17 protein-coding genes and 3 tRNA genes are annotated in these 19,774 nt (G+C 55.0%); 12 read left to right on the top strand and 8 right to left on the bottom strand.

The window, feature by feature from the left end; translation table 11 throughout:
- Window positions 1-77: 77 nt before the first annotated feature.
- The 6 genes from H151_RS0110170 to H151_RS0110200 all read right to left on the bottom strand — a co-directional run bounded on the left by H151_RS0110170 (window position 78) and on the right by H151_RS0110200 (window position 5,377).
- A complete protein-coding gene (locus H151_RS0110170; protein WP_019961561.1) occupies window positions 78-2,255 on the bottom strand; it encodes a glycerophosphodiester phosphodiesterase family protein in 2,178 nt (725 codons plus the stop codon).
- A 394-nt stretch (window positions 2,256-2,649) separates the two neighbouring features.
- A complete protein-coding gene (locus H151_RS0110180) occupies window positions 2,650-3,078 on the bottom strand; it encodes a fatty acid desaturase (protein WP_026353958.1) in 429 nt (142 codons plus the stop codon).
- The gene (locus H151_RS17370; RefSeq protein WP_019961564.1) at window positions 3,018-3,458 is read right to left on the bottom strand and encodes a hypothetical protein; all 441 of its coding nucleotides are present in this window, start codon (window positions 3,456-3,458) and stop codon (window positions 3,018-3,020) included. The genes H151_RS0110180 and H151_RS17370 overlap by 61 nt, the downstream gene beginning before the upstream one ends.
- 160 nt (window positions 3,459-3,618) lie before the next feature.
- Complete coding sequence (locus H151_RS0110190) at window positions 3,619-3,993, bottom strand: hypothetical protein (protein WP_019961565.1); 375 nt, start codon at window positions 3,991-3,993, stop codon at window positions 3,619-3,621.
- A 739-nt stretch (window positions 3,994-4,732) separates the two neighbouring features.
- Window positions 4,733-4,808: transfer RNA gene (locus H151_RS0110195), tRNA-Thr, on the bottom strand.
- Window positions 4,809-4,933: 125 nt separating this feature from the next.
- A complete protein-coding gene (locus tag H151_RS0110200; RefSeq protein ID WP_019961566.1) occupies window positions 4,934-5,377 on the bottom strand; it encodes a DUF1761 domain-containing protein in 444 nt (147 codons plus the stop codon).
- A 120-nt stretch (window positions 5,378-5,497) separates the two neighbouring features.
- Here H151_RS0110200 and metG point away from each other — a divergent pair, with 120 nt between their 5' ends.
- The 7 genes from metG to H151_RS17110 all read left to right on the top strand — a co-directional run bounded on the left by metG (window position 5,498) and on the right by H151_RS17110 (window position 12,797).
- A complete protein-coding gene (gene metG / locus H151_RS0110205; protein ID WP_019961567.1) occupies window positions 5,498-7,210 on the top strand; it encodes a methionine--tRNA ligase in 1,713 nt (570 codons plus the stop codon).
- A 75-nt stretch (window positions 7,211-7,285) separates the two neighbouring features.
- Window positions 7,286-8,125 carry a peptidylprolyl isomerase gene (locus tag H151_RS0110210; RefSeq protein ID WP_019961568.1) on the top strand — a complete coding sequence of 280 codons (840 nt, stop codon included), beginning with the start codon at window positions 7,286-7,288 and terminating at the stop codon, window positions 8,123-8,125.
- Window positions 8,126-8,147: 22 nt separating this feature from the next.
- A complete protein-coding gene (locus H151_RS0110215) occupies window positions 8,148-9,473 on the top strand; it encodes an amidohydrolase (RefSeq protein ID WP_019961569.1) in 1,326 nt (441 codons plus the stop codon).
- Between the two features lie 4 nt (window positions 9,474-9,477).
- Window positions 9,478-9,897 (top strand): RidA family protein, encoded by a 420-nt coding sequence (locus H151_RS0110220; RefSeq protein WP_019961570.1) that lies wholly within the window; start codon window positions 9,478-9,480, stop codon window positions 9,895-9,897.
- A complete protein-coding gene (locus tag H151_RS0110225; RefSeq protein WP_019961571.1) occupies window positions 9,894-10,421 on the top strand; it encodes a hypothetical protein in 528 nt (175 codons plus the stop codon). The genes H151_RS0110220 and H151_RS0110225 overlap by 4 nt, the downstream gene beginning before the upstream one ends.
- A 105-nt stretch (window positions 10,422-10,526) precedes the next feature.
- On the top strand, window positions 10,527-11,705 hold the full coding sequence (locus tag H151_RS0110230) for a DUF819 family protein (RefSeq protein ID WP_019961572.1): 1,179 nt from the start codon (window positions 10,527-10,529) through the stop codon (window positions 11,703-11,705).
- A gap of 90 nt (window positions 11,706-11,795) precedes the next feature.
- Window positions 11,796-12,797: a GIN domain-containing protein gene (locus tag H151_RS17110; RefSeq protein WP_019961573.1), complete on the top strand. Its 1,002-nt coding sequence runs from the start codon at window positions 11,796-11,798 to the stop codon at window positions 12,795-12,797.
- A 58-nt stretch (window positions 12,798-12,855) separates the two neighbouring features.
- Here H151_RS17110 and rlmB read toward each other — a convergent pair whose 3' ends face one another.
- Window positions 12,856-13,650 (bottom strand): 23S rRNA (guanosine(2251)-2'-O)-methyltransferase RlmB, encoded by a 795-nt coding sequence (rlmB, locus tag H151_RS0110240; protein ID WP_019961574.1) that lies wholly within the window; start codon window positions 13,648-13,650, stop codon window positions 12,856-12,858.
- 143 nt (window positions 13,651-13,793) lie between these two features.
- Between rlmB and H151_RS0110245 the strand changes: the two genes are divergently transcribed.
- Window positions 13,794-13,879 (top strand) — tRNA-Tyr (locus tag H151_RS0110245).
- Window positions 13,880-14,043: 164 nt separating this feature from the next.
- Window positions 14,044-14,117 (top strand) — tRNA-Gly (locus tag H151_RS0110250).
- Window positions 14,118-14,140: 23 nt separating this feature from the next.
- On the opposite strand, the gene H151_RS0110255 is transcribed toward H151_RS0110250, so the two are convergent.
- Complete coding sequence (locus H151_RS0110255) at window positions 14,141-14,920, bottom strand: DeoR/GlpR family DNA-binding transcription regulator (RefSeq protein ID WP_019961575.1); 780 nt, start codon at window positions 14,918-14,920, stop codon at window positions 14,141-14,143.
- Window positions 14,921-15,167: 247 nt separating this feature from the next.
- Here H151_RS0110255 and H151_RS0110260 point away from each other — a divergent pair, with 247 nt between their 5' ends.
- The 3 genes from H151_RS0110260 (at window position 15,168) to tuf (ending at window position 19,701) form a co-directional block, all read left to right on the top strand.
- Window positions 15,168-17,522 carry a TonB-dependent receptor gene (locus tag H151_RS0110260; RefSeq protein ID WP_019961576.1) on the top strand — a complete coding sequence of 785 codons (2,355 nt, stop codon included), beginning with the start codon at window positions 15,168-15,170 and terminating at the stop codon, window positions 17,520-17,522.
- A gap of 143 nt (window positions 17,523-17,665) precedes the next feature.
- On the top strand, window positions 17,666-18,337 hold the full coding sequence (locus H151_RS0110265) for a hypothetical protein (RefSeq protein ID WP_019961577.1): 672 nt from the start codon (window positions 17,666-17,668) through the stop codon (window positions 18,335-18,337).
- A gap of 188 nt (window positions 18,338-18,525) precedes the next feature.
- Window positions 18,526-19,701, top strand: a complete 1,176-nt coding sequence (gene tuf / locus H151_RS0110270) for an elongation factor Tu (RefSeq protein WP_019961578.1) — start codon at window positions 18,526-18,528, stop codon at window positions 19,699-19,701.
- Window positions 19,702-19,774: the final 73 nt, after the last annotated feature.

A 19,774-nucleotide genomic window follows, 5' to 3' on the forward strand; every position in this document is an offset into this window, starting at 1 on the left:
CTGTGGGCGCGTCTTAGGTAAAGACTTGGGCGAAAAAAAAGCCCCGCTTCATGAAGCGGGGCAGTTTGGTACAAGATCTATTGTGAGTAAGGAATGGTTCTGTTGTAATTGCGCCGGATATAGCATCGACTGGCGGCCTCAGTGGCCATGTCTAAGCGATAAGGGGGGAAGGCCTCCCGGTTACAGCCAAAGCGGCTATAGATGTGATCTTTTGAATAAAGCGTGGCCCTACGACTATCGGCATAGCCATAAATAACTTCTATATTAGCGGGCCGCGTAAAACGTGCCGCCCAATAGTCATCACCATAGATGTCAATCAGCTGACGCGGATCGCAGGTGGCGTTAAATCTGGAGCAGAATTGAGTGCCCGCGGGGGGTAACATATCACGAACCCAACAATGCTTATGATTTTCGGGTGCCGGATCGCCAAAGGTCGAGTTATTACAGCGGACATACTCGCCCTTTTCAAAATATTCTACAGAGAGGGCCCCGTGAAGGCTGTAAAACACCCAGCCATCATTTTGCATGGTGAAGCTATGGTTTTCACGGGCGACACTTGTAAACATACTGCCAGCGGAATTGGGATTAATGATGCGACAGCGTTTCTTTTCCCCAACATCGGGATCGCCGAAGGTGGCATTATTACAGTTCACACGATCGCCGCGGAAGAAGTAGCGCATTTTAAATTCGCTTTGACCATAATAGACAACGCCATTATGCGGCATGGTAAAGCTGTTATGCATACCTTTTTCATCGGCCACCCGGGTAAACTCGTCCCATAATCCTGGTAAAAGCGGGAAGCGGTTTGTTGGCGTTAACAAGGGACGCAATTGGCGAATAAGATTGTCTCTTTGGGTATTATATTGTGATCCCAGTCTGAAAATGGCGGGACGGGTTTCGCCGCGAAACGCCCACATCACCGCATCACCATGATCAATGGTCAGAACTTGGGCGTCGTCCATTTTGTCTTGTAAGCAGCCATAGCCATTATAGGTGACGACATAGCGGCCTAGGCCGTCATCTTTGAAGTTATAGCCGATGGCAGCCTCTGCGCCTTCAAGAACTGTTGGGGCAGGGGCGTCATAATAGCATTTGTTCAGCTCCCAATATCCGTCCGTGTTGTTGATCATGCGGACCACGCGTTCACTCGAACTGCCCGGTGGGGTGTAGCGATAGGTTCTGCGACGGTGTGTGTGGCGCATATCCGGTGGGCGCCAAGAGGTGACATTCAAGCGGTCATAAGAGTTCGTAGCGGAATCCAACAAAACCGTGTTGGAAGGACTGTAATAGAGTTCAAATCCAAGAACATTATCCGCTTGCGGGTACCAATTTGGGCCAAACCAAAGATCCACATAGGTGCGATCCGGCATGCTGATGGTTCGAATATCCGGACCGACAGAGTTTGGGTAGAGCGAAGGTTGGCCAGGGCGGTTGAGATCTCGGCTTAGGCGTGAAGACAGAACGGGAATCCAATAATAATTGGCCCAGCGTCCATCCGTACGCTCCTCTAAATTGTAGCGATTATAGCTACCAAGCTCGGCAAATCCACCGCGATAGATATTGGCGAAGGGCTTGAACACAACCCAGTTGCGCGCCGGTTCGCCGCGGCAATCCTCAACCTTGTCGACGGCATTCATTGCGGCCTCAACTTCGGCTTGATGGCGCAAATCCAAAACCACGACCATGCCGGGATAATAGCGGCCAATATGAGTGAGGGCTTCTTCTAAAGTCGCGACAGGATCATTTTGGGTGGGATTGGTAAAGTTACCTGCGTCGCGATCAAAGCCGCGTAAATCATACCCCGTCCAGTCATCAATGGAGTTAACAAGTTCATTGGCATCGAAAATGACCTCGGCCTCATCTTCATCATAAATGTCCATCCACATCGGATATCCATCTACAATCACACCGCCGCCGCTGATGTCACTCGTGGCCAAAGGTCCACCTAGCGCGGAAGGCGGATCAATGGTGGGGTTCCAGTCGGTACCTGCTGTGCGCCCAACTGTGTAATCATGGAAAAGGACGGCTTCGTTGTTCGCGTCTACGTGAATATCAAGCTCAACGATTTCATAGAGGCGGGCACCCGCTTCATTGATGGCTTGAATCGAGTTTTCTGGAATCGGGGCCTCATCCTCATAGAGCTTGCCATGGATGCCCCGGTGAGCGGACAGCAACCACAAGGGACGCTCGGTGCTTAGGCCGATGGTTTGGGCTGGACGCGTTTCTTGTTCCCAACTTGTATGCGTTTGGCTCATGAAGTTAATGATCTTTTGCGGATCAAAAGCGTAGGCCGGACTAGGGCCGTAATGGCATTGGGATAGTGATGGAGGGTGGGCGCGCGCGGTGATTCCCGGGCCAGAGCGCCCAGTGGCATTATGCGTAGAGGCGAGCGTGGTTAAGTTTTCATAATAGCGTTCAGCCTCCGCGGGGAGGCCACTTCGAACAGGATAGCTTTGCGCGCAGGCTATGCTCGCCCCCGCTATACTTATGGCCATGGCAGCTGCCAGCCAGCTTGGTTTCAACATGATGCCCTCTCAGCGTATAGTTAACGCTAAGTTATATATAACGTTAGGTTTCAAAAAAGAACAAAAAATTTGACCTTCATGGAAGTTTCATAGTTTGAAGCGCCTATAAAATAACGAGGAGATATTAAAGCGGAGACTTCTTGCCCTGAAAATTCCGAGCGCGCTCGGTTAGGGCGATCAGGTTTGAGCGCGGGGGCAGGGTAGTTGGCGTTTGTACATCCCACACCAGATTGAGCGCCTCTAAACCCTGAATCACCCACCATCCGGGATCAATTTGACCGGGATAAAGCCCATGGCGGGCAGAGGTGGGGAAGGCGTGGTGATTGCCGTGCCAGCTTTCGCCCATCGTAGGAATAGCCAGCCAGGCGATATTATGGCCCTGGACGCTGGCGTCCTTAACGGCCCAATCACTGGGCCCGCGCGTGTGGGCCAGGTATGAAATTGCCCAATGCATAAAGATAGAGGCGCTAACGCGAACAAAAATTCCCCAAGTCACCCAGGCCATTCCACCGATGGCAAAAAGGATGAGAGCAAGTGCGAGCTGATGGAGCATCCAGCTGTGATCAAGCCAACCATAAAAGCGGTCGTGTGCAATCTCAGCCGTCTCAAGGGGGGCAGTTGCTTGTTCAGCGCATGGTCCAGGCTCCTCTTGAGTAGGCGTAGCGGGTCTTTATGGGTGAGGTAGAACCCTTCTGGTGTCCGCCAAACCCAGGAAATCTTCTCGAGAGTCTCAAGCGCGCTTTCAACTTCAAGGTCATTGAGGTTCAAACGCTGCGCAATGTCTGTCACTAAGAGCGGACCGGCTTCAAGGTATAACAGGCGATGCGTGGCCCCCGCATGATAGGGAAGGCCAAATTGATGACCCAGATCGGCGAGGGTTTCGATATAGGTGTTTTCTGCCACACGTGTGTCGATGTCGGGTAATTGAAGCACGGTTGACCTTCGAAGTCTGTAATTTCTGTTTTAACGGAAATTGCAGACTGGTCAATGGAGATTCTAGTGCGTTTGTGGATATGGTTTGACGCAAGCGAATGTTGGAAAGGGATGTTTTGGGTCAATGCCGTTTTTGCGAGCCTTGCAACTGGGATGGCGTTTAGCCATCTCCACCTCCACCGCCGCCATCGCCGCCACCGCTTGGTGATTCAACAGAGATTGGAGGCGAGATAATATCCCAATCGCCACCGCCGCCGGATCTGCGTTGATCGCGAGGTTGGACATGGGGGTTGGCAGGGCGACAGACGCGAAGCGCGTCATATTGGCTTTTGACCCCCAGCAAGGCCCATAGAAATAAAGCGCCCCAAAATAAGAGAGCAGCCCATTCGATCCAAAACGCGCTGATGCAAACTAAGATATTCAAAATGAAAACGGTGCGGCCATTAAAAATGCGCCGTGATAGGGCGATCATGCCGGGTAACATAGCCAGGCACAAAAGCGGTATCGCAACCAAAATAGTGATGATGTATTCCACGCCAAATCCCCCCCACGATGATTATGGGAGCGAAGGGCGTGATTGCCAAGCGAAACGCTTTCCAGTCGTCCCATTGGGCTAGGGCCACAATTAGATACTATCCAGGTTCCCGGCCTTGAGCCGGGATCCATTCGCCCCATGGGGAGGCAGTCAGCACGTCGATAAAAACCTGTCATCCCCGACGTGATCGGGGATCTATGCGCCTTGCTGGCACGCTCAATAGATCCCGGATCTCACTGACATTCGTCCGGGATGACAGTCTTTCTGACATTTTTGGAAAGATCACTTTCGGCCCATCGGGCCGCAAGGACGAGCGCGCGCCCGCAGCGTCAGCGAGGACTTTATAAAAAACCTGTCATCCCCGACGTGATCGGGGATCCATGCGCTTTCATGGCAAACTCGATAGATCCCGGATGTGCGCTTCGCTGCTCCGGGATGACAGGTGTTTATATGTTTGAGGCGGCTCGAACCATAGGTTCGCAAGCGCGCCCGCAGCGAAGCGAGGATAAAAAACCGAACCGCAGGTTCGCAAGGACGACCGTCCGCCCGCAGCGCAGCGAGGATAAAAAACCGAACCGTAGGTTCGCAAGGACGACCGTCCGCGCGCAGTGAAGCGAGGATAAAAAACCGAACCATAGGTTCGCAAGGACGACGGCCCTCAAGTAGGCGATAGCCGGTAGGGCATCATAGAGGTGCCTGCCCGCAGCGAAGCGAGGATCTTATATAATAAAGAAAAAACTGGTGCCGGCTGAGGGACTCGAACCCCCGACATCCTGATTACAAATCAGGCGCTCTACCAGCTGAGCTAAGCCGGCACACTGGGCCGCGTGGATCAGGGATTGAACCCAGATCGCAGGGCGCGGCAGGCGCGATGAGCTTTAACAGATCGGTGCGCCAAGGCGGGCGTTGATAGCGCGCCTTGGCCGATCCGCCAAGCGGTTTAAGCGGTTTCTTGCGGATCAATTTCAGTCGCTTTGGGCGTTTTGCGCCAGGCCAGTACCGCCGCCCCGGCCAGAGAGCTGACTAACACATGCCCCCCATCAAGCGCGAAGAGCGCCAAAGGATAATCCGGCCAGTAGACATATTGGTAGGCCAAGGTGGTCAACGGGAAGGCCAACCAGATCAGTGCGGTGAATTTTAACTGAGCGACCAGGCCCGAAGTCCCTGTCCTATGAAAGATAAGCGCCAACAGGAGGGCTTTAAGGATGGGCATCAGCGGGCTTAACGCCATTTTCCACATACCTTCGCCCAAATCCGCTTCAGTTAAGCCCATCAGGCTCATCCAAAGCTCTGAAAAGACAAAGCCATACCACATCATACCCACCAGATAGATGGCGAGAACTGCGCCGATCAGCGCGAAAAGATCATGTCCGAGTACACGCATATGGTTCCACTCCCCATAAAACCCCGCTAAGGAAGGCGTCAATGCGTTTGGGCCTTGCGCTCAGCGTTAATTTGTCCAGACATACCTCAATTCTTGAGACGACGCGAGAGAAACACATCCATGGCCCGAATTCTGATCACCAGCGCGCTGCCCTATATTAATGGTGTCAAACATTTGGGAAATCTGGCGGGCTCGATGTTGCCCGCTGATGTGTTTGCCCGCTTTCAACGCTTGGCCGGTCATGAAGTGCTGGCGATCTGCGCCACGGACGAACATGGCACGCCGGCGGAATTGGCTGCGGCTGAAGCGGGCCAGGATGTGCGCGCTTATTGTGATGAGCAGCATGAGATCCAAAAGGGGCTGGGCGCGCAATTTGGTCTCTCATGGGATCATTTCGGACGCACGTCTAATCCAGAAAATGCTGAGCTGACCCAGCATTTTGCCGAAACCTTGGAAAAGCGCGGCCTGATCAGTGAAGTCATCGAGGAACAAGTTTATTCGGTGGATGATCAACGCTTCTTGCCCGATCGCTATGTGGAGGGGACGTGTCCCAATTGCGGCTATGAAAAAGCCCGCGGCGATCAGTGCGATAATTGTGGCAAGCTGTTGGATCCGACCGATCTGAAAGATCCGTATTCTGCTGTTTCTGGCTCGCGTAATCTCGAAGTGCGTGAGACCCGTCATCTGCAATTGCGCCAAACCGTGATGGAGCCGCGTATTCGCGCCTGGGTCGATGCGGCGAAGGACTGGCCACAGCTGGCCAAATCCATTGCCTATAAATGGCTGGACGAGGGGCTGCGCGATCGTACCATTACGCGCGATCTGAAATGGGGCGTGAAGGTCACGAAGGATGGCAAACCGCGCGAAGGCTTTGAAGATAAAGTCTTCTATGTCTGGTTTGATGCGCCCATCGGCTATATCGCGGCCACAGTGGAATGGGCCAAAGCCCATAACCAAGATTGGCAGCGCTGGTGGCGCACCGATAAGGGGGCCAATGACGTCACCTATGTTCAGTTCATGGGCAAGGACAATGTGGCCTTCCATACGGTCAGCTTCCCGGCAACGATTTTAGGTTCGGAAGAGCCCTGGAAGCCTGTGGATAAGCTCAAAGCCTTTAACTGGCTCAACTGGTATGGCGGCAAATTCTCGACTAGCCAAAAACGCGGCGTGTTTATGAACCATGCGCTGGAGCTGGCCCCGGCCGATTATTGGCGTTGGTATTTGACGTCTCAGGCACCTGAGGGCTCGGACAGTCAATTCACCTGGGAACATTTCCAGGGTGTGGTGAATAAAGATCTCGCTGACGTTTTGGGCAATTTTGTCAATCGCATTTTGCGCTTTGGCAATTCGCGCTTTGAGGGTCAAATTCCCGATGGCGGTATTCCCGGTGACGATGAAGCCTGGCTTTATAAAGAGGTGGAAGAGCGCCTGGCCAATATCGCAAAATTGTATGACGCGATGGAGTTTCGTAAGGCGGCTGCAGAAACCCGCGCGCTATGGGCGGCGGGCAATGAATATTTAACCCGCGCAGAACCCTGGGCGCATTTCAAAACCGATCAAGACCGCGCCGCTTTGGGGGTTCGGGTCGGGGTCAATCTGATCCGCCTGTTTGCGATTGTCGCTCAGCCGATCATTCCCTTCTCTTCGGCTGCGATCATGAAGTCCTTGGGCCTAGAGGGCCATGCGGTGTCCTGGCCCACGGGCAGTGGGGAGGAGATCTTGTCTGTTCTTCAACCCGGCCATGGCTTTACCCCGCCTGATGTCCTGTTCAAGAAAATTGAAGATGAAGACGTGACCCAATGGAGCGAGCGCTTCGGCGGTGCGCAAAACTAAGGCTTTCGTCTTATCATTTGACAGACCTTCTCAATTCACGCGAACCTCCCTGAAAACATTCGGGGAGGTTTTGTTATGGTCGTGTCGCTTATTTTGAGTGTAGGGCTTGCCTTAAGCGCTGTGCAGACGGACGCAAGCGAGGCGGACTGGCGCGATGTTGCGCCGGAAAATTTGATCCTGATGGAGACGAACCACGGGCCGGTCGCGATTGAGCTCGCCCCGCACTTTGCTCCCCTTCATGCCCAGCGCATGCGCGATCTGGCTCATGCGGGTTTCTATGACGGTTTAAGTTTTTACCGGGTCATCGAAGGGTTTGTGGCCCAGGCCGGACGTGAAGAAGGACCGCTGCCCGATTGGCCGGCCCTGCCGTTGGAGACCGAGCGCGAAAGTGCGGGCTTAAGCTTTGTCCCTTTGGGTAATGATGATCTTTATGCGCCCCATGTCGGTCATGTAGACGGTTTTCCCGCCGCGCAAAGTGAAGATGGCGCGCAAAGCTGGTTGATCCATTGTCCGGGATCTGTGGGCATGGCGCGTGATCCAGAACCGCAAACCGGGGATGCGGAGTTTTATATCGTGCTGGGCCAGGGGCCGCGCTATCTTGATCGCAATTATACCGTGTTTGGCCGGGTGATTGACGGCATGGACGCGCTGCAGGCGCTTCACCGGGGGGATAGGGCCATTGAAGGCGGAGTGATTCAAGATCCAGCCTTGCGCGATCCCATTCTTAGCGTGCGTTTAGTTGCGGATCTGCCAGAGGCTGAGCGGGCCCACTATCAGGTGATGACCACTGAAGGCGAAGCGTTTGACACCTATAAAACCATGCGCCGGGTGCGCACCGCTGAGGCTTTTGTGGTCACGCCGCCCGAAGTGATTGAGGCCTGCCATGTGCCCGGACCCGTGCGCCGGGTCGATTAGAACAATCCGGGGAGGAGAGACGATGAAAACCATGAAAACTTTGGGATTGGGCCTAGCGCTATCCTGCCTGGCCTTGAATGCTGCCCATGCCCAGGACGATAGTCTGCGCACGGCGATCAGGGCTGACTATCAAGCCAATTTAGAGAGCCTTTATCAGCATTTTCACGCCCATCCTGAACTGGCATTTGAGGAGCGCGAGACCGCAGCGCGCTTGGCGCAGGAGCTGCGCGCGCTGGGCTATGACGTCACCGAAGGCGTGGGGCGTACGGGTTTGGTCGCCGTTCTGGGCAATGGTGAGGGCCCGACTTTAATGCTGCGCGCGGATATGGATGCGCTGCCCATTCGTGAGCAAACCGGGCTCGATTATGCCTCAACGGTGATGAGGGCGAGCGGGGGCGGGGAGTTGCCCGTCATGCATGCCTGCGCTCATGATACCCATATGACGGCTTTGGTCGGAACGGCGCGCCAGATGGTGGAGCGCCGTGGCGAGTGGTCGGGCACTTTGGTGCTGGTGGGCCAACCGGCTGAAGAAGTGGGGCTGGGCTCTGATGCCATGCTGAAAGATGGGCTTTATGAGCGTTTTCCCGTCCCCGATGCCGCCGTGTCCTTTCATACCTGGGGCTATTTGAAGTCCGGCGAAATTCGCTATGTCCCTGAATATGCTATGGCCAATGTTGATACGGTCGATCTTTATATCAAGGGGATTGGGGCCCACGGTGCCTCGCCGCAATTGGGCAAAGACCCAGTGGTCTTAGGCTCACAAATCGTGCTGGCCTTGCAGACTTTGGTCAGCCGCGAGCTGTCGCCTTTTGATGTTGGGGTGGTGACGGTCGGCGCGTTTAACGCAGGCACCAAGCACAATATCATTTCCGATGAGGCTCATCTGCAAATCACCGTGCGTTCCTACACCGATGCGGTGCGTGAGAAGCTACTGAGCGGGATTGAGCGCATTGCGCGCGGTCAAGCCGAAGCGGCTGGCCTACCTGAAGACTTGATGCCGGTGATGGAAGCCAAAGAGGTCTATACGCCTGCGCTTTATAATGATCCGGAGCTGACCCAGCGTTCTGTAGCGGTGCTGCGTGAACGCTTTGGGGCCCGCGTGGGCGAGGCTGATCCCGTGACCGGCGGTGAAGATTTCGCGCGCTATGGCCGTACGACAGAAGATGTGCCGGTCTTCATGTTCTGGGTCGGGGCGACGCCGCAAGACACGATTGATGCGGCCCTCGCCGAGGGGCGCACGCCGCCGGCCAATCACTCGCCCTTCTTTTATCCTGATGCCGAGGTCGCCATTCCGGTCGCGGTCGAAGGTATGACGGCGATTGCCCTTGATTTCCTGAAGAAAGACTAGCGCGATGACGATAGAGGTTGAGCGCGTCACATCGGGCGCGCCGTGGGAAAATAAGGTCGGATATCGCCGCGCGGTGAAATCCGGGCCTCATATCTGGGTTTCAGGCACGGTGTCGGTCAATCCTGATGGCACTGTCCATGCGCCCGGTGATCCGGGCGCGCAGGCCACGCGCAGTTTAGAGATCATCCTGGGGGCCTTGCGCGAACTGGGCGCCGATGCCCGCCATGTCATGCGCACGCGCATGTTCGTGACGGATATAACGCCCGCCACCATGGATGCGGTGGGCGCGGCGCATAGGGCTGTCTTCGGCGAGCATCCACCGGCCGCGACGATGGTGGCGATCTCGGGCCTCGCCGATCCGGCCTTGATGGTGGAGATTGAGGTGGATGCCTTCTTGCATGATGGCGTCGGTGAGGCCGGGTGAAGCCCGATTTTGAAATCTTGTTGAGCGGTGGGCCGCGCAATGGGGTCGGTGCGCGTGATGACGCCGCGGCGATGGCCAAGGCCGACCCTTCACTATTGCCTTCGCTCTTTAGGGCGATGCTCTCTCAACGCGCGGAGGTGGCGATGCGCGCCGCCTCCGCCTTTGATCTCGCGAGCCAAAATCACCCCGAGACGATTGCAGATCTGAAGGAAGAGATTCTGGCGGCCTTTGATCGGGTCTTGCAGCCTGATGTGCGCTGGCATCTCTATTCGGTCAGTGCGCGGCTGGATTTGAGCGAAGCCGAGGCGTTGGCCCTGGCCGCACGGCTGGAGGGCTTGATCGAAACGGAAACCTCGCGCATTGCGGTGGTCAATGCCCTGCAGGCATTGTTCGATTTAGCGTTGAAATTTCAGGGCTTACGCGAAAAGCTTCGTGTGATCTTGCAGGCGCAGTGTCATCATGAGGCGGGTTCCATCCGGGCGCGAGCCAGAAAGCTGTTATCCGACAAACGCTATAGGCTTTAGGGCGCTTATCAGTTTTGCTGCCTGTTCGCTTTAGGAAAGCTCGCTATTGGCAAAACGCATTTCTACCTAAATACTCCTTTGAAAGATAAAGGCGGAGGGCGGGCCATGTTTGAAACACCATTGATTGCAGCCGATAATCATCTGGCCATTCTGGCGAGCCTGTTTGGTATCGCGGCGTTTGGCTTTTTGATGGAAAAGACCCGCCTGGGCGCGGTGTTGACCGGCACGGTGTGGACGATTTTGGCGGCGATTATCCTGGCGAATATCGGCATTCTGCCCTTTGGTGCACCGGGCTATGATTTCGTCTTCAAATATTTTGTGCCGGTCCTCATTCCGCTGTTTTTGATCAAAGCCGATTTACGCAAAATCTTCTTTGAAACCGGGCGGCTGACTTTGGCTTTCGCGTTCGCCAGTATCGCAACGGTGATCGGGGCGTTGATCGCCGTTCTGATCGTGCCGCTTGGCGATCAAGAGGCCGGTATCGCAGGGGCCTTGACCGCGTCCTATGTCGGGGGATCGGTGAACTTTGCCGCGCTGTTGGATATGACTGGGCTGGGCCGTGATCATCCTGAACTGGTGGGCGCGATGGTGGCCAGTGATAATCTGGCCAGTGCGATTTTTCTGGCACTGTTGGCCGTTTCCACAGGGTTCACCTGGCTGACCCGGCTGTTCGTGGCCCGTGACCATAGCCAGGAGAGCACAGAGGCTTTGACCCAGACCAGCGAGCGCACCGCCAGCGCCTTCGGCCTGGGGGTGTCGCTCTTCTTTGCCCTGGGCGTGGTCGCGGTGAGTGATGTGATCGTTAGCCAAGGCAGCGCGCTATTGGGTCATGATCTGGGGGCCTTTCGGTATATGATCATCACGGTGCTGGCTTTGATCCCGGCAACGGCCTTTCCCAAGACGATGGCGCGCTTGGATGGCGGGTTTGAGCTGGGCGTGGCCTTATCCTTTGTGTTCTTTGCCGCGATTGCCGCCGGGGCCGATATTGGTGCGATGATCATCGCGGCCCCGATGATTATGGTCTTCATCCTGATCTTGCTCACGCTTCATGGCATTGTGGGCTTTGGCCTGGCCAAAGTGTTCAAGCTGTCCCTGCCAGAGATTATCACCGCATCCAACGCGGCGGTTCTGGGCGCGACCACCGCCCCGGCCTTGGCCGCGGCCAAGGGCTGGCGCGATCTGGTGACGCCGGGCGTGCTGGTGGGCGTGTTGGGCTATGTGGTGGGCACCTTCCTGGGCGGCGTGGTCTATTGGCTGTTAAGCAACGGGTTCTGGCCAACCTAAATGTATTGTCATGGTTTGGTTAGGATGATGCCATTCCAATTTTGATTTAGTCTCCCAATACAAGATCAAAAAAGGTTGGGAGATCAAACTATGACCAAGTTTTCAAAGACCGCTCTGGGGATGGGCGTCGCCAGCATTGCCATCATCGTGATGGGGCTGGGCACGGCGCACGCTCGATCGCAATTTGCACAGGAAACCCATAGCTATAATGTGCGCGGGGTCAGCCTGGATGGCATGATTGCGCGCGTGCGTGTTGAAACCCATGACGGCTCAGGCCCTGTCACGGTGCGTTTTGAGGGCGGCGATCTGGGTTTGGATGATTATGTTCTGGAAGATCATGAAGATGCGCTGTTCATCCATGGTCGCCAGAGTTTATCACGCACCCAATGTCAATCGCGCAATAATCAAGTACGCGTCGGCCCGCGCGGGCATTTGCGCCCGATCGAGGATTACCCCACGATCGTGATTAGTGGGCCGAACACCATCGGGCTGGAAATCGAAGATGCGATCCTTTTTGGTGATATCGGTGATATTGGCGCGATGGCGCTGGAAATTTCCCATTGCGGGGATATTACGGCGGGTAATGTCAGCGATTCGGTGGCCATTGATGTGCGCGGGTCTGGCGACTTAAAAATGGGAAATGTCGGGGCCTCTGCCGCGATTGATATCCGTGGCTCTGGCGATATTGAAATGGGCTCGATTGGCGAGATTGCTGTCATCGAAGTGCGCGGCTCTGGCGATATCATAGCCGGGGATGTGGGCCAGCAATTGATGATCGAAATCCCCGGTTCGGGTGATATGCGCTTTGGCGCGGTCCATAATGCTCGCATCGATGTGCGCGGCTCGGGCGATATTGTCATGGATCGCTTGGACGGGTCTTTAGATGTCGATATTGCGGGTTCAGGCGATGTTATGATCCGCGAGGGCGAGGTTTCACCGATGAGCGTTGAGATCAATGGCTCTGGTGATGTGGATTTTCGCGGCACGGCGCGCGATGTGCGCGTGCGTGAAAACGGCAGTGGAGATGTTTCCATTGCGCGTACTGAAGGCGATGTCAGCTGGACCCGTCATGGGCGTCCTGTACGCCGCTAAGCCCCCAGACATGTGAGACGCGAGCGCAGCCTACGATCATCGTAGGCTGCGCTTTTTTTTAAGCGCCATAAAGGCGGGGATCATAGCGCGAGGCTTCGTAGAGCGTGATCGCCGCCGCGTTGGAGACATTGAGGCTTTCTGCCTTCGGCCCCATGGGAATGCGCGCGAGATAATCACAATGCTCAGCAACGCGCGGGCGAAGGCCCTTGTCTTCGGCCCCCATCACAATGACCAGGCCTGGCCCGGCGCAGGTGCGAATGGCCTCATGCAGCGGGGTTTCAGCCTCCCCGGCGAGTCCGACCACCTGGCGTCCGGCTTTTTTCAGCTCAATCAGCGTATTGGCGATATTGGTAACGCGCACATGCGCGATCGATTCGCAGGTGCCGACGGCCGTTTTGCATAGAGCGCCAAACAGGGGCGGGGATTTGCGATCCTGCATAATGATCGCACGCACATTGAACGCCGCGGCGGAGCGGAAAATCGCCCCGACATTATGCGGATCGGTAATCTGGTCCAGCACAATCAAAACCCCATGGGTGGGATCGGCCACGGCGCCCAGGGTGTCTGGCTCTATCGCGCTGACCTTGGCGGCAAAGCCCTGGTGCACCGCGCCTTCGGGCAGCATTTGCGAGATGGTCTTGGGATCTTGCATGTCATGGGGCGTGCCGGGCTCTAAATCATGGGCGCTATTGCGACTGACGATGAGCTTCAGGCATGTGCGGCGCGGATTTTTTAGCGCCGCCAGCACGGCATGACGGCCCCAGATCCAGCCGTCCTTGGGCTCAAACGGTGCATGTGCAAAGAACTGTTTTTGGGGTGCTTTGGAGGTGTTGCGTGGGGTCGGCTTGGTCACTATAGTCCGCGCTCCTGTTTCGGGGCTTTCATCACTCGCAGGCGTGCTCCTAGCACGAACTGCGTAAGATGCATTTGCTCTGTTGCAGTGGGGACAGCTTTTTGATTATAAGCCGTCTTCTGCTTTTTTAAAGCACACCCTGTGGAGGGGTGGTCGAGTGGTTAAAGGCACCAGACTGTAAATCTGGCCGCGAGAGCGTACACTGGTTCGAATCCAGTCCCCTCCACCATTTACCCATCATGATAAGACATGAGTGCGGTAAATTTCTGGTTTTCCAAAACTTCAAATTTAATTGCCCTGTGCCTTTATATCGCTGTGGTTCATAAGACTGCACTTTGTGTGTGCCTTTATCCTCGACAAAGGGCGCGGGATATGGTTTTTAGCGCCTCCCATGCGGGTGTGATTCAACGGTAGAATGTCAGCCTTCCAAGCTGAATGTACGGGTTCGATTCCCGTCACCCGCTCCAATTTCCCTACATATTACTATGGTTTAGTCTTCTCGCGCCTCTTCCTGGGCGAGGATGATCTCGACATGGGCCTCTGTCAGGGCCTGGGCCAAAGCCGGGGGCGGGGCCAGATCGCAAATCAAGGCATCAACGTCTTCTAGGGCGGCCAGGCCAATTGTGCCACGGCGTTCGAACTTGCTGGCATCGGCCAGAACAATGCGCTTATGGGCCTGGGGCAGGATGGCGCGTTTGAATTCAGCCTCATTGAGATTGAAATCAAGTAAGCCTTTTTCGGCGGATATGGCCCCGATGGATAAAAACAAGATATCGGGCGAAAAGCGCAGGCTTTGGCGCACGGCTTCCTGACCGAAGGCGGCGCGGTATTCGCGGTCCATTTGTCCGCCAATGACGATCAGGCGCGTCTCACTGCGCCCCAAAAGCACACCGGCGACTTCATGGGAATTGGTGATGATGGTCAGCGCGCACGATGGCGGCAATAGGCGCGCCAGCCAATAGCTGGTGGAACCACAATCAATAAAGATCGTCATGCCATCGTGTATCAAGTGGCTCGCGCGTTGGGCGATGCGTTGCTTGGCCTCGGCCTCTTGATTGATACGCCGCTTATAGGGCTCCTCGATGACGCTATCGCTCAGCTGAACCCCGCCGTGAACCTTATGAACATGGCCCTCCTGATCGAGTTGACGCACATCGCGCCGGATGGTTTCGCGCGAAACGCCAAAGTGCTCGGCCAGCTGATGGATCGAAAGCGTATGGTCGCAATGTAATAAGGCGAGAATGGCGCTGAGGCGTTCAGAGGCGATCATTCCTATAGTCTTTCTGCGATGGCTTGAGGGTAGGCGTGTGGGATTTCGGAGGGGCTTAATAGTGGGGCACCTTCGCCACTTTGTTGCCATAAATCACACAATCGGTCAAAATAAACATCAAAAACCACAAAATTACACAAATGTCGTCATATTGTTACGCAACTATCGCAAAGCGCGTCTAACTGCATCCGCGTCAGAGCGGGCGTTCAGGCGGATGGGGATCTGCCAGCCTGCTGAGGGAGACGTTATGACTCGTTATTTGATGAGTGCCGCCGTGTCGGCCTTGATGGCTTCAACTTTTTCTGCGGCCTATGCCCAATCTGTTGAGGCAACTGAGACAGAAACAGACGCCACTGTTGAAGAACAAATTATCGTTGTCGGACAGCGCCAAACCTTTGCGGTCTCAAACGTATCTAAGGATATGTTGAAGCGTGCGCCGGCTTTGACTTCGGTCAATGAAGTGCTCAATGAATTGCCAGGCGTTCTGGTGACGCAAGGTGATTATCTGGGCGGTTCAGACATCGTCACCACCATTTTCATGCGCGGCTTTCGTACCGGTTCTGGCGCAGAACAAATTGGTACGACTTTGGACGGCGTGCCCAATGGGGGCTCTGGTTATGGCGGCGGCAGTAAGGCCAACCGCTATATCGACACTTTGAACCTGGAAACCGTAGAAGTCAGCCAAGGCACGGCCGATGTCAGCTCGCGCTCGACCGAAGCCTTGGGCGGTACGTTGAACTTTATTACGCGTTCGCCTGCCGATGAGCAGAACGTTAATCTGTTCACCGCCTGGGGTGATAATAACGCGCACAAATATGCCGCGCGCTATGACACGGGCGAATTCCTGCCCAACACCCGCGCTTTCATCAGTGGTTCTTTTGCTGAGACCAATGACTGGATCGACGGCGAAGGCACAACGTCAAACGATTATGCTACGGCCAAAATCGAATCAGAATTTGCCGGTTGGGATCTGACAGGCTTTTATTCTTGGAACAAAGCCGACGAGCACGAGTATGAAGGCCTTCATATTGCGGATTATTACGCCAATCCGCGTGGTGATGATCTCAGCATGAATTGGACCGGTGATCCCCAGATCGACCAGAACTACCGCGATGCTTGGCGCGCGATCCGTGAAAACACCTTGTCTTACGCCCGTGTCCATCGTGATTTTGGTGCCCTAGATGTGACGGCGACGGCCTATCTGCACCATATGCGTGGCCGCGGTGACTGGGCGCCGCCATACTTGGTGGATGTTATCGCCGATGGTGCGGGTGTTGAAACCGAAAATGCGGGCGGTGTTACCCATTTTGGCGCGGCTGAAGGCGATCGTTATTACTTCGTCAATCCCAATGGTACGCAGGCGACGCCAAATACGACCCGCCCTGGGTGTGAACTGGGCAAAAATGGGCGTCCACCGGCCGCTGCGGCGTGTTATGAAGCGGACGCGATTGCGGTGCAATCATACCGTCACTCGCATTATTTCAACCGTCGTATCGGGATCATGCTGGATGCGTCTTACACCTTTAATATCGGTGCGGTTGAGAACGAAATTCGCGGCGGCTTCTGGTATGAAGATGGCAAGTCACGCGTGGTGCGTGATTGGCACCGCATCTTGGATACCCGCGTAGGGCCAGCCTTCGATCACCAGCCTTACTATGTCCAATATATTGATGATTGGACCGCAGACACCACGATGTATTATCTTGAAGATATTGCGACCTTTGGCCCCGTGACAGCGCGTATCGGTGTAAAGCAATACTTTATCGACCAAACCAAGCATCGTCAAAGTGGTCCAAATGCGGGTGAAGATTTCGCCTTTGATCACGAATCGGATCCCTTGATCTCAACGGGTATCAACTACACCACGCCAATCGAAGGCTTGGAAGTGTTTGCAGGGTACTCAAACAATTTCGCCGCGATCTCTCGCGGTCGGGTGTCTGAGCCTGAAGCCGAATTGGCCCTGTTGGAGCCAGAAACGGCTAAAAACATCGAAGTGGGTCTGCGCTTTAATCGCGGTGGTTTCGCTGCGGCGGCGACGTATTACGACATCACGTTTGAAAACCGGATCGTGTCTATTCGTAATGGCGCGGTTGATGGCATCGACTATCTGTCAGAAACTGACAGCTTCTACTTCAACCTGGGTGGTCTGAAGAGTAAGGGCCTGGAGGCGATTGCCAGCTATGGGCTGGATAACGGTCTGTCGTTGAGCGGTTCATTTACCTATAACGATTCAACCTTCACTGACGTCAGCGCAGACAAGGGTACCCAACCGGGTCAACAAATGTGGGGCTCGCCAAAATACCAATATGTCGTAGCCGCAGATTATGTCCGCGGTCCGTTCGAAATTGGGGCTTCTGTGCGTTACGTTGGTGATCGCATCATCGACAATGCTGCGCGTGATACTGCACCCTCTTACTATATCACCAATGGCTATGTTGGCGTTGAATTGGACAGCTTTAATGACCACCTCAAGGGCTTCAATGCGCGCTTGAATGTCATGAACCTGACGGATGAAGTTTACATCAATGGTGTTTATGGCGGTGGACGCGTACTGGGTGGCCAGCCCAGAACCGTTATGTTCTCGCTGAGTGCAGACTTCTAAGTATAAGGACTAGACGGTCAAAGACGTGTGAAATCGCCCCAGATAGGATCTGGGGCGATTTTGCGTGTGCGGTTGACAATCATTTCATGCCCTGTTCATTGGAACAGGGTAAACAAAGCCGGACAAATCGGGGGAAGTGGGCTATGTGGCGCGTCATCGCGGTCTTTATTGTTCTTGCTCTGGGCTTAACGGGATGTGTTTCCGTGCCGGATGCCGGGCGCGCGGATCTGGCCGAGCAATACTATATCGAAGATGTGGATGTCGTGATTTCGCCGGGCGTTCTCATACCGGTGCGCTATGATGACAGTGTGGCTGAGTTTTTTGACGAAGACGCGGAAAAAGTGGCTGAACGTCCCTGGTTGCAGCCAGTGCTAGAACGCTATAGGGACGATGGGCGCAGCGCCATTTCCTATGAGTATTTGCGCCAAAGTATAAAGGCCGACTTTAAGGCAGAGCTTAATCAATATATGACGGGGCCGCGTCCAGCGCGCTTGGTCGTGAATGTTTATTCTTTATATTTTCCTGACCGCTCTAGTGTCATGATGGGCTTTGACGCGCGCGGCGCGCGGATTAGTTTTTTGCTTCATGAGGTGGGCCAGGATCAGATGCTGGCGTCTGCTGATCCCTTCAGGACTGTGCCCGCCATGAATGGCGCGCAAGGGGTGATCGGCCTGGCTATTCGCGCTGCTGTCCCCAACCAACATATTCGCGATTTAGAGGATGTAAGTCAGGGAATCGTCAACGATACAACGCGTTTGCTTGTGAAAGAGCGCGTCCCTTATCACCAGCGTAACACCGTGCGCGTCTACGAATAATCCCCCGCTTTGGGTGCGAACTGCAATTACTTACACATCAACAGGGGGGTTCGCACTTGCCCCAAGGCGCTCAGGCGTGTATGTCGCCGCTTCAGTTTAAGCGGTGATCGATCTTTGCCTTTATCTCTTAGGCCATTCTGGCCGGGCCGGGGTCTTCACCATCAGGTCAACCATGAGGGTATGCAGTCATGGCCAAGGAAAAGTTTGAACGTAACAAACCGCACGTCAACATTGGTACAGTTGGTCACGTTGACCACGGTAAGACGACGTTGACGGCTGCGATCACCAAGTATTTTGGTGAATTCCGCGCCTATGATCAGATTGACGGCGCGCCGGAAGAGAAGGCACGCGGTATCACGATTTCTACGGCTCACGTTGAGTATGAGACGGAAAACCGTCACTATGCGCACGTGGACTGCCCCGGTCACGCTGACTATGTTAAGAACATGATCACCGGTGCGGCGCAGATGGACGGCGGTATCCTGGTTGTGAACGCGGCGGATGGCCCTATGCCACAGACCCGTGAGCACATCCTGCTTGCCCGTCAGGTTGGTGTTCCTGCGCTGGTTGTGTTCTTGAACAAAGTTGACCAGGTTGACGACGAAGAATTGTTGGAATTGGTTGAGATGGAAGTGCGCGAGCTGCTTTCGTCTTACGATTTCCCAGGCGACGATATTCCAATCGTTTCTGGTTCTGCTCTGGCCGCACTTGAGGGCCGTGACGCGAATATCGGTGAAGACAAGATCCGTGAGCTGATGGCGGCTGTGGATGAATATATCCCAACCCCAGAGCGTCCGATCGACCAAGCCTTCTTGATGCCGATCGAGGACGTGTTCTCGATCTCTGGTCGTGGTACGGTTGTAACGGGCCGTATTGAGCGCGGTATCTTGAAGGTCGGTGACGAAGTTGAAATCGTGGGTATCCGCCCAACGACGAAATCAACCTGTACCGGTGTTGAAATGTTCCGCAAGCTTCTTGACCAAGGTCAAGCGGGCGACAATGTTGGCGCACTTCTGCGCGGTGTTGACCGTGAAGGCGTTGAGCGTGGTCAGGTTCTGGCCAAGCCCGGTTCTATCAAGCCACACGCGAAGTTTGAGGCCGAGGCCTACATTCTGACCAAAGAAGAAGGCGGTCGTCACACCCCATTCTTCAATAACTATCGCCCGCAATTCTACTTCCGTACCACCGACGTCACCGGTATCGTGACGTTGAAGGAAGGCACCGAAATGGTGATGCCAGGCGATAACGTGGAAGTAAACGTTGAGCTGATCCAACCCATCGCTATGGAAGAAAAACTGCGCTTCGCGATCCGCGAAGGTGGTCGTACCGTAGGCGCTGGCGTCGTCTCGAAAATCATCGAGTAGGCTCTAGGATAACACATTACGAGCTTGGGGCGGTGCGCCCGTCAAACGTCGCACCGCCCACAAGGCGTTTATA

This window comes from Woodsholea maritima DSM 17123 (assembly GCF_000382325.1).
GTDB lineage: Bacteria > Pseudomonadota > Alphaproteobacteria > Caulobacterales > Maricaulaceae > Woodsholea > Woodsholea maritima.